Source organism: Actinomycetota bacterium (genome assembly GCA_036280995.1).
Taxonomy (GTDB): Bacteria; Actinomycetota; CALGFH01; order CALGFH01; family CALGFH01; genus CALGFH01.
In genome coordinates, this window is sequence record DASUPQ010000114.1 from 1 (window position 1) to 8,140 (window position 8,140).

Genomic DNA, 8,140 nt, shown 5'->3' on the forward strand with positions numbered 1-8,140 from the left:
CGCGCAGGACCTTGTAGCGGGTTGCCGCTGTGGCGGCGGAGCGGCGGGCGAGCAGGTCGGCGAGGAAGTCCTCAAGGTCGGCGCGGGTGGCGTCGCGCAGGCGTACGCCACGAGGCTGTAGGAACGCCTCGACCTGATGCAGGTTTTCCAGGTAGTTGCCTACGGTCCGCTCCGAGCGGTTGGTGGCGCGCAGGTAGCGCTCAAAGGAGCGGAGGAGTCGGTCCGGCGGCTGCTGGTTCATGCCCGGAATGTAGCGAAGTGAGGTGACTTCCAAGCGTTATGCGGCTACCCGAATCGGCCCCGAGCATGAAGATGACCAGCGTTTGCGCTGGTCATCAGGGGTGGGGTGGAGGTGAGGGGATTTGAACCCCTGGCTTCCTCCGTGCGAGGGAGGCGCTCTGCCGGGCTGAGCTACACCCCCAAGGTGAGCGTTTGGGATGGTACCAGACCGGTTCGGTGGCCCGACCCACCTACCCTGGCGTCATGAGGGCTTCCGAACGTACCGCGAACTGGCCCGCCTACGCCGCGTGCGTGGTGGCGGCGGTGTATGCGGTGGTCAGCTTCTACTGGGCGTTCGGGGGGACGGCCGGGATCGGCACGCTCGGGGGGCGGCTGGAGGAGCTGGGGAGGGTCGGCGATCCGGCGGTGCTGTGGCTGGCCGGGGTCGCCGGGGTGCTGAAGGCGGCGGGGGCGGTGCTGGCGCTGGCGCTGGTGCGGCCGTGGGGGCGGGTGCTGCCGCGGCGGGTGCTGCTGGTGGTGGCGTGGGCCGGGGCGGTGGTGCTGGTGGGGTACGGCGGGCTGTACGTGGTCGGGGGGGCGCTGGCGCTGGGCGGGGTGGTTGAGGTGGCGGGGGCCGGGGACCGGGCGGCGCTGTGGTGGCATGTGCTGGTCTGGGATCTCTGGTTCCTGGTGTGGGGGGTGCTGCTCGGGGTGGCGGCCTGGCGCTTCGGGCGGCTCAGCGCTGCGGTGGCTGGAGGGCGTCGAGCAGGCGGGTGAGGGCCGAGCGGGCGGTGGCCGAGACGTAGGGGCCGACGGCGGTGACGGAGACGACCAGGGCGGCGATCTCGCCGGGGGAGAGGCGGACCGGGGGGACCGACGGGGGGACGTCGAGGCGGAAGCCGCCGCCGGGGCCGCGGCGGGCGGTGATGGGGACGCCGGCGTCGCGGAGGCGGGTGATGTCGCGCTCGACGGTGCGGACGTCGACCCCGAGGGCGGTCGCCAGGTCCTCGGCGGTGGCGTGGCGGCCGGCGGCCAGGCGCAGCTCCTCGATCAGGCGGTGCTGGCGCTCGACCCGGAGCCTGGCCAGGTGCGGCTGGGTCGGCGCGACGGGCCGTGTCGTCATGGGTCGGGGCCTTTCCGGGAAGACCGGCCCGGGCGTGCCGGGCTCTCATCGTAGAGTCGGGTCCATGGACACGACATCGCATCCCGACGTGACGGCCTTCCTCGACCGCTACGCCGAGGCCCTCACCGGCGGGGACCTGCCGGGCATCGCCGCCTGCTACATGGTTCCCGGCCTGGTCGTCGGGGACGCCGCCGCCATCCCGGTCGCCGAGCCGGGCGAGGTCGAGGCCGCCTTCGCCGGCGCCGCCGAGGCCTACCGCGCCCAGGGCCTGGTCGGCATCCGCCCCGAGCTGCGGGGCGTCGACCCCCTCACCCCCGCCCTGACCCTGGCCGACGTCCGCTGGGCCTACCTGGACGAGTCCGGCGCCGCCCGCCAGCACACCTCCTACCGCTACCTGCTGCGCCGCTCCGACAGCGGCGAGCTCGCCATCCAGGTGGTCGTCGACACCACCCCCCAGGCCTGAGCGGCCGGGCCGCTCAGTCGCAGGTCGCGGTCTCCGGGACCGGCTCCGTGGCCCGCTCGCGGGGGCCGAACAGGCGGCCCTGGACCAGGGCGACGCCCAGGACCACGATCAGGCCGCCGACGACGAGGCGGAGGGAGAACGGCTCGCCCAGGACGACCACCCCGGCGGCGACGGCGACCAGGGGGACGAGGTAGGTGACCAGGGAGGCGACGGTGGCGCCGCTCTCCTGGAGGGTGCGGTAGTTGAGCAGGTAGGCGTAGCCGGTGCCGAGGGCGCCCAGCAGGACCAGGCAGAGGGCGGCGAGGGGGCCGAGGTCGACCCGGCCGGCGGCGACGTCCACGGCGGCCACCGGCGCCAGCAGCACGGTGGCGGCCAGGAGCTGGCCGAACGACAGCTGGAGGGCCGACAGGCCGGTGGTGAAGCGGTTGGCGTAGGCGAACCCGAATCCGTAGCCGGCGCCGGCGAGGACGACCGCGGCCGAGCCGAGCAGGGAGCTGCCGGCGAGGTCGCCGCCGCCGACCCCGGCGACCACGGCCACGCCCAGGAAGCCGACGGCGATGCCGGCCAGCTGGGGCGGGCGCAGGCGCTCGCCGAGCAGGCCGGCCGCGAACCCGGCCGCGAACAGCGGCGTGCAGGCGTTCAGGACCGAGGCCAGGGCCGAGCTGATGTGCTCCTCGCCCCAGCCGATCAGGATGAACGGCACCACGCTCATGGCCAGCCCCAGGACCAGCAGGTGGCCCCAGTAGCGGCGCTCGGGCAGGCGCTCGGAGCGGTGGCGCATGGCGACGGCCAGCACGGCCAGGCCGAGGGCGATCCGTCCCCAGGCCAGGAACGTGGGCGGGGCGTCCTCGAGGATGACCTTGATGAAGAGGAACGACCAGCCCCAGATGAAGGCCAGCAGGAACAGGCGTCGCACGGGCACCCCGCAGGAAGGTCGGAAGGGAGGCGTCCTCCTCAGGCTACTCTCGCTCCAACCCCGTTCCGACGGGCCGGTTTCAGGAGTCCCGGCGGCGCCTTCCTATTAAGTCAACAGGCTCGTTGACAAAATCGTGAGGGCGGGCGCACCATGCCGGCATCTGCTCGCAGCGACGGGGGTGTCGAGATGACCCGACCTTTCGACGGCAGGCTGGCCGGGACGACCGCGCTCATCACCGGCGCCTCCCAGGGGCTGGGGCGGGCGGTCGCGCTGGCCTACGCCCGCGAGGGAGCCGACCTGGTCCTGGTGGCCCGGCGGCCCGGGCCGCTGGAGGGAGTCCGGGACGAGGCCGAGGCGCTGGGGGCCAGGGCGGTGACGGTGTCGGCCGACGTCGGCGACCCGGCCGACGTCGAGCGGGTCGCGGCCGCCGCCCTCACCGCCTTCGAACGGGTCGACGTGCTGGTCAACAACGCCTCGGAGCTCGGACCCACGCCGATGCCGTACCTGGTCGACACCGACCCGGACGCGCTGCGCCGGGTGCTGGAGGTCAACCTGCTGGGGCCGTTCCTGCTCACCCGGGCGCTGCTCGGGCCCATGCTGGCCGCCGGGCGGGGGAGCGTCATCAACGTCTCCAGCGACGCCGGGGTGGTCGGCTACCCGGGCTGGGGGGCCTACGGGGTGTCCAAGGCCGCCCTCGACCAGATGAGCAGGATCTGGGCCAGCGAGCTGGACGGCACCGGGGTGCGGGTCAACGCCGTCGACCCGGGCGACATGGCCACGGCCATGCACGCCGCCGCCCTGCCCGACGACGACCCGGCCACCCTGGCCCGCCCCGAGGACCGCACCGAGGTGTTCGTCCGCCTGGCCGAGGACTCAGGCGGCAGCGGCGAGCGCCTGGAGGCGGCCGGGTTCGCGCCCGCCGAAGCCTAGGGCCGGCGGTGCGCAGCGCGGTCCGGTTCCGGCTCCCGCCGGAGCTGGAGGCGGCGGCGCCGCCCGAGGCCCGGGGCCTGCGCCGCGACCACGTCCGCCTGCTGCTGGTCGACCGGGCCAGCGGGTCGGTCGCCCACCACCGCTTCCACGAGCTGCCCCGGCTGCTGGACCCGGGCGACCTGCTGGTCGTCAACGACTCCCGCACCCTCCCGGCCAGCCTGCTCGGGCGCACCGGGGACGGGGCGCCCCTCGAGGTCCGCCTGGCCGCCCGCGACGGGGAGCGCTGGGCGGCGCTGGTCCTGGGGGTGCCGGCCGGCGGGGAGGACCCGGCGCTGGTGCCGACCGACACCCGCCCGCCGGCGCCGGCCCTGGCGGCGGGGGAGCGGCTCGAGTTCGCGGGCGGGCTGGGCGCGACCGTGCTCGGCCGCCACGAGGAGGCGGCGCCGCTGGTGTGGCTCGCCTTCGACCTGGCCTCGGAGCGGCTGGCCGAGGCGCTGCACCGGGCGGGGCGGCCGGTGCGCTACGCGTACGTGCCCCGGCCCTGGCCGCTGCACCAGTACCAGACGCTGTTCGCGGCCGGGCCCGGGTCGGCCGAGATGGCCAGCGCCGGCCGGCCGTTCACCGTCCAGACCCTGCGGGACCTGCGCGACCGGGGGGTCGGGCTGGCCACCATCAGCCTGCATGCCGGGCTGTCGACCTACGGCGACCCGGCCACCGACCGCAGCTACGTGCCCGCCGAGCCCTACCTGGTCCCGGCCGCGACCGCGGACGCGGTGACCGCCTGCCGGGCGGCCGGCGGCCGGGTGGTCGCCGTCGGCACCACCGTGGTCCGCGCGCTGGAGACCACCGCTGGCCGGGCCGGGGGCGGGGTGACCCGGTTGCGGATCGGGGCCGGCCATCGGCTGGCGGTGGTCGACGGGCTCCTCACCGGGCTGCACGAGCCCGAGGCCAGCCATCTCGACCTGCTGGCCGCCTTCCTCGACCGGCCCGCGCTCGACCGGGCCTATGCCGCCGCCCTCGGTGCGGGCTACCTCTGGCACGAGTTCGGGGACGTCTGCCTGCTCCTTCCGAACAGCCTAAATGGCAGGTCATGACCTTTTGCGTTAGTTGCATCCGCAACTCGTAGGAGTCGCCTGCGTAGATCGCCTTGCTTTAGATTCCTTGCTTTGCGGGTGTGCCCGGGCCGAGCGCTCAGGCGAGGATGGGTGCTCGTGGAGGACGACACCATGGACCAGCGCGCCCTGCCGGCGCCCGACCAACCCGATGAGCCCGACCACCAACGCGGGCGCCACGAGGCGCCCCGGCGGTCGCTCGGCGGCCCGGCCGCCATGGCCATCGCCATCGTCATCGCCTCGGTGGTGTTCGCCGGGGTCCTGGCCACCTGGCTGATCGGCTCGGCCGAGGAGGCGCCCGACGCGCCCGGCGCCGAGGCGGCCACGACCGCCGCCGCCGGCCCGACCTCGCGGCCCCCCGGGCAGGGGTCGTTCGGCAACCTGGTCGGCAACTGGAGCTTCGAGCAGGACCTGGCCGGCTGGGAGGTGCTCGGCGCGGCCGACGCCAGCCGCGAGCCGCAGGGCCGGACCTCGGGGTCGTGCGCCTCGGTCCGGGCCCGCGAGCCGGGCCGGGTCGGGCTGGCCCTGCCCGACGCCGCCCCCGAGGCCAAGAAGGGGCAGCGGTACGTGGCCTCGGCCTGGGTGCGGTCGACCGCCCCCGGCCTGCGGGTCACCATCCGCCTGACCGGCCCCGGCGCCAAGGAGGGCTCGAAGGCGGCCGCGACCACGCTGCCCGGCCTGGAGTGGCGCCGCGTCATCGTCCCCCACACCGTGGCCACCGCCGGCCCACTCCGGTTGGAGGTCGTGGCCGACGGGGTCCCGGCCGGGGACGCGCTGCTGGCCGACGAGGTCGTCGTGCGACAGGGATAGCCGAAGGAGATCGAGAAAATGGCACGAGCCGGCAAGGAAGACCCGGAGCTGAACCTGCTCGTGGGCCAGCCCGACCGGCGGGTCGGGCGGCGCAGCTTCCTGCAGGTCGCCGGGCTGCTGGCCGCCGCCGGGGCGGCCGGCTACGCCGGCGGCACCGTGGCCGGATGGGGCGGCGACGACCCGTCGGCGGCGGCGGGCGCGGCCGACGGCCAGCCGGTCCCGGGCAACCGCGTCAACGAGCGGCTGCTCAACATCTACAACTGGTCGGACTACATCGACGACCGCACCATCCCGCTGTTCCAGGCCCAGAGCAACCTGCGGGTCAACTACGACGTCTTCTCCTCCAACGACGACCTGCTGAAGCGGATGAAGTCCGGGCCCACCAGCTACGACATCATCGTCCCGACCAACAACTTCGTCCCCACCTACCTGAACCTCGACCTGATCGAGCCGCTGCGCCAGGACCTGATCCCCAACCTGACCAACCTCGACCAGGAGTTCGTCGAGACCGACTACGACCCCGGCAACCGCTTCACCGTCCCCTGGCAGTGGGGCACCACCGGCATCGGCTTCAACCGCGCCAAGGCGGGCGAGCAGGTCGACTCCTGGGCGGCGGTGTTCGAGCCGGCGGCGGCCATGGGCGGCCACGTCACGCTGCTGCGCGAGCCGACCGACCTGATCGCCTGCGCCCTCATCCACCTGGGCCGCAGCCCCAACTCGATCGAGGACAAGGACCTGGCCGACGTGGTCAAGCTGGTCCGGTCGATCAAGCCGAAGCTGAAGGGCTTCACCACCGACACCTACATCGACGAGCTGGCCGCCAGCGAGACCTGGCTGGCCCAGGGCTGGAGCGGCGACGTCTTCCAGGCCCAGGACCAGAACCAGGACGTCAGCTACGCCATCCCCAAGGAGGGCTCGCTGCGGTTCGTCGACGTCATGTGCGTGCCCAAGGGCGCCCCCCATCCGGCCAACGCCGCCCGGTTCATGAACTACGTCCTCCACCCCAAGGTGCAGGCCCGCATCTCCAAGTACGTCAGCTACGGCACGCCGGTGTCGCTGGCCAAGCCGCTGCTGCCGGCCGACCAGACGGCCGACCCGTCGATCTACCCGCCGGCCTCGACCAAGCTGTCCATCCTCACCCTGACCGGCCAGAAGCTCGACAAGTGGCAGGCGGCCTACGAGCAGATCGTCAAGTAGCCTTCCCCATATGAAGGAAGGCAGGCTGATCGTCTGCGCGACCCCGATCGGGAACCTCGAGGACGCCTCGCCCCGGCTGGCCCGGGTGCTCGCCGAGGCCGACCTGGTCGCCTGCGAGGACACCCGCCAGACCCGCAAGCTGCTCGCCCACCTGGGCGTCACCACCCGCATGACCAGCTACCACGAGGTCGGGGAGAAGGAGCGGGCCCAGGAGCTGGCCGAGCGGGTGGCCGGCGGGCTCCGCCTGGCCCTGGTCAGCGACGCCGGCACGCCGGCCGTGTCCGACCCCGGCTACCACCTGGTCGCCGCCTGCCTGGAGCGGGGCGTCCCGGTCGAGGTCGTCCCCGGCCCCAGCGCCGTCGTGGCCGCGCTGGTGGTGAGCGGGCTGCCCACCGACCGGTTCTGCTTCGAGGGGTTCCTGCCCCGGCGGCCCGGCCAGCGCGACCGCCGCCTGGCCGAGCTGGCCGCCGAGCCCCGGACGATGGTGTTCTTCGAGGCCCCGCACCGGGTCCTGGCCACCCTGGACGCGATGGTCGCGGCCTTCGGCCCCGGCCGGCCCGCGGCGGCCGTCCGCGAGCTGACCAAGCTGCACGAGCAGGTCGTGCGCGGCCCCCTTGAGGAGGTGCGGGCGCGGCTGGGCGAGCAGGGGCCGCGGGGGGAGCTGACCCTGGTCGTGGGCGGCGTCCCGGCGGGCGCCACCCCCCGGCCCCGCCCGGCCGACCTGGCCGCCGAGGTCGCCACCCTGGTCGAGGGCGGGGCCAGCACCAGGGACGCCGTCAGCGCCGTGGCCGAGGCCACCGGCGTCCCCCGGCGCAGCGTCTACCAGGCCGTCCTGGAGGCCCGGGGCGAGGGCGGATGATGCTAGCCTGACCGGGATCTGGCCCGCGCCCCCGGAAAGGCACGTCGCACGGTGACCGAGAAGGACACCTTCTACCTCACCACCCCGATCTACTACATCAACGACCTGCCGCACATCGGCCACGCCTACACCACCATCGCGGCCGACGTCCTGGCGCGGTGGCGGCGTGCCCACGGGGACAAGGTGCTGTTCCTCACCGGGACCGACGAGCACGGCCAGAAGGTGGCCAGGGCGGCCGAGGCGGGCGGCCTCGACCCGCAGGCCTGGACCGACCAGATCGTCGAGCGCTGGAAGGCCACCTGGGCCGAGCTGGACATCGCCTACGACGACTTCATCCGGACCACCGAGGAGCGCCACGTGCGCCCGGTGCAGCACCTCTGGCAGCGGCTGTACGACCAGGGCGACGTCTACCTGGACAGCTACGAGGGCCTGTACTGCGTGGCCTGCGAGCAGTTCTACAGCCCCGAGGAGCTGGTCGACGGCAACTGCCCGATCCACGGCCGGCCGGTCG

The 8,140-nt window shown here is 74.3% G+C and carries 11 protein-coding genes and 1 tRNA gene; 8 read left to right on the plus strand and 4 right to left on the minus strand.

All coding sequences use genetic code 11. The features are described from left to right. Both VF468_03390 and VF468_03395 read right to left on the minus strand, forming a co-directional pair. Nucleotides 1-241 (minus strand): site-specific integrase (locus tag VF468_03390; protein HEX5877356.1); only part of this gene is annotated, 241 nt, incomplete at its 3' end. A 106-nt stretch (nucleotides 242-347) separates the two neighbouring features. Beyond that, nucleotides 348-421: transfer RNA gene (locus VF468_03395), tRNA-Ala, on the minus strand. Nucleotides 422-483: 62 nt separating this feature from the next. On the opposite strand from VF468_03395, the gene VF468_03400 reads away from it, so the two are divergent. After that, nucleotides 484-996 carry a DUF3995 domain-containing protein gene (locus tag VF468_03400; GenBank protein HEX5877357.1) on the plus strand — a complete coding sequence of 171 codons (513 nt, stop codon included), beginning with the start codon at nucleotides 484-486 and terminating at the stop codon, nucleotides 994-996. Here VF468_03400 and VF468_03405 read toward each other — a convergent pair. After that, nucleotides 956-1,342, minus strand: a complete 387-nt coding sequence (locus VF468_03405; GenBank protein ID HEX5877358.1) for an HTH domain-containing protein — start codon at nucleotides 1,340-1,342, stop codon at nucleotides 956-958. The genes VF468_03400 and VF468_03405 overlap by 41 nt on opposite strands. Before the next feature lie 64 nt (nucleotides 1,343-1,406). On the opposite strand from VF468_03405, the gene VF468_03410 reads away from it, so the two are divergent. After that, nucleotides 1,407-1,805 carry a hypothetical protein gene (locus VF468_03410; GenBank protein HEX5877359.1) on the plus strand — a complete coding sequence of 133 codons (399 nt, stop codon included), beginning with the start codon at nucleotides 1,407-1,409 and terminating at the stop codon, nucleotides 1,803-1,805. 13 nt (nucleotides 1,806-1,818) lie between these two features. On the opposite strand, the gene VF468_03415 is transcribed toward VF468_03410, so the two are convergent. Then, a complete protein-coding gene (locus tag VF468_03415) occupies nucleotides 1,819-2,721 on the minus strand; it encodes a DMT family transporter (protein HEX5877360.1) in 903 nt (300 codons plus the stop codon). Between the two features lie 186 nt (nucleotides 2,722-2,907). On the opposite strand from VF468_03415, the gene VF468_03420 reads away from it, so the two are divergent. The 6 genes from VF468_03420 to VF468_03445 form a co-directional block, all read left to right on the plus strand. After that, a complete protein-coding gene (locus VF468_03420; GenBank protein ID HEX5877361.1) occupies nucleotides 2,908-3,651 on the plus strand; it encodes an SDR family oxidoreductase in 744 nt (247 codons plus the stop codon). 8 nt (nucleotides 3,652-3,659) lie between these two features. Further along, nucleotides 3,660-4,745, plus strand: a complete 1,086-nt coding sequence (locus VF468_03425; protein HEX5877362.1) for an S-adenosylmethionine:tRNA ribosyltransferase-isomerase — start codon at nucleotides 3,660-3,662, stop codon at nucleotides 4,743-4,745. A 117-nt stretch (nucleotides 4,746-4,862) separates the two neighbouring features. Continuing rightward, nucleotides 4,863-5,573, plus strand: a complete 711-nt coding sequence (locus VF468_03430) for a hypothetical protein (protein ID HEX5877363.1) — start codon at nucleotides 4,863-4,865, stop codon at nucleotides 5,571-5,573. Nucleotides 5,574-5,591: 18 nt separating this feature from the next. Beyond that, entirely contained in the window at nucleotides 5,592-6,770 is a 1,179-nt protein-coding gene (locus VF468_03435; GenBank protein ID HEX5877364.1) for a spermidine/putrescine ABC transporter substrate-binding protein, read from the plus strand. 10 nt (nucleotides 6,771-6,780) lie between these two features. Continuing rightward, nucleotides 6,781-7,629, plus strand: a complete 849-nt coding sequence (gene rsmI, locus VF468_03440) for a 16S rRNA (cytidine(1402)-2'-O)-methyltransferase (GenBank protein HEX5877365.1) — start codon at nucleotides 6,781-6,783, stop codon at nucleotides 7,627-7,629. 51 nt (nucleotides 7,630-7,680) lie between these two features. Further along, nucleotides 7,681-8,140: class I tRNA ligase family protein (locus tag VF468_03445; protein ID HEX5877366.1), on the plus strand; the 460-nt coding region annotated here is incomplete at its 3' end.

Excerpts from the sequence above, each read along its gene's own strand:
- VF468_03400 (HEX5877357.1), top strand. The coding sequence starts at position 484 with ATGAGGGCTTCCGAACGTACCGCGAACTGGCCCGCCTACGCCGCGTGC.
- VF468_03410 (HEX5877359.1), top strand. The coding sequence starts at position 1,407 with ATGGACACGACATCGCATCCCGACGTGACGGCCTTCCTCGACCGCTAC.
- VF468_03405 (HEX5877358.1), bottom strand. The coding sequence starts at position 1,342 with ATGACGACACGGCCCGTCGCGCCGACCCAGCCGCACCTGGCCAGGCTC.
- VF468_03435 (HEX5877364.1), top strand. The coding sequence starts at position 5,592 with ATGGCACGAGCCGGCAAGGAAGACCCGGAGCTGAACCTGCTCGTGGGC.
- VF468_03420 (HEX5877361.1), top strand. The coding sequence starts at position 2,908 with ATGACCCGACCTTTCGACGGCAGGCTGGCCGGGACGACCGCGCTCATC.
- rsmI (HEX5877365.1), top strand. The coding sequence starts at position 6,781 with ATGAAGGAAGGCAGGCTGATCGTCTGCGCGACCCCGATCGGGAACCTC.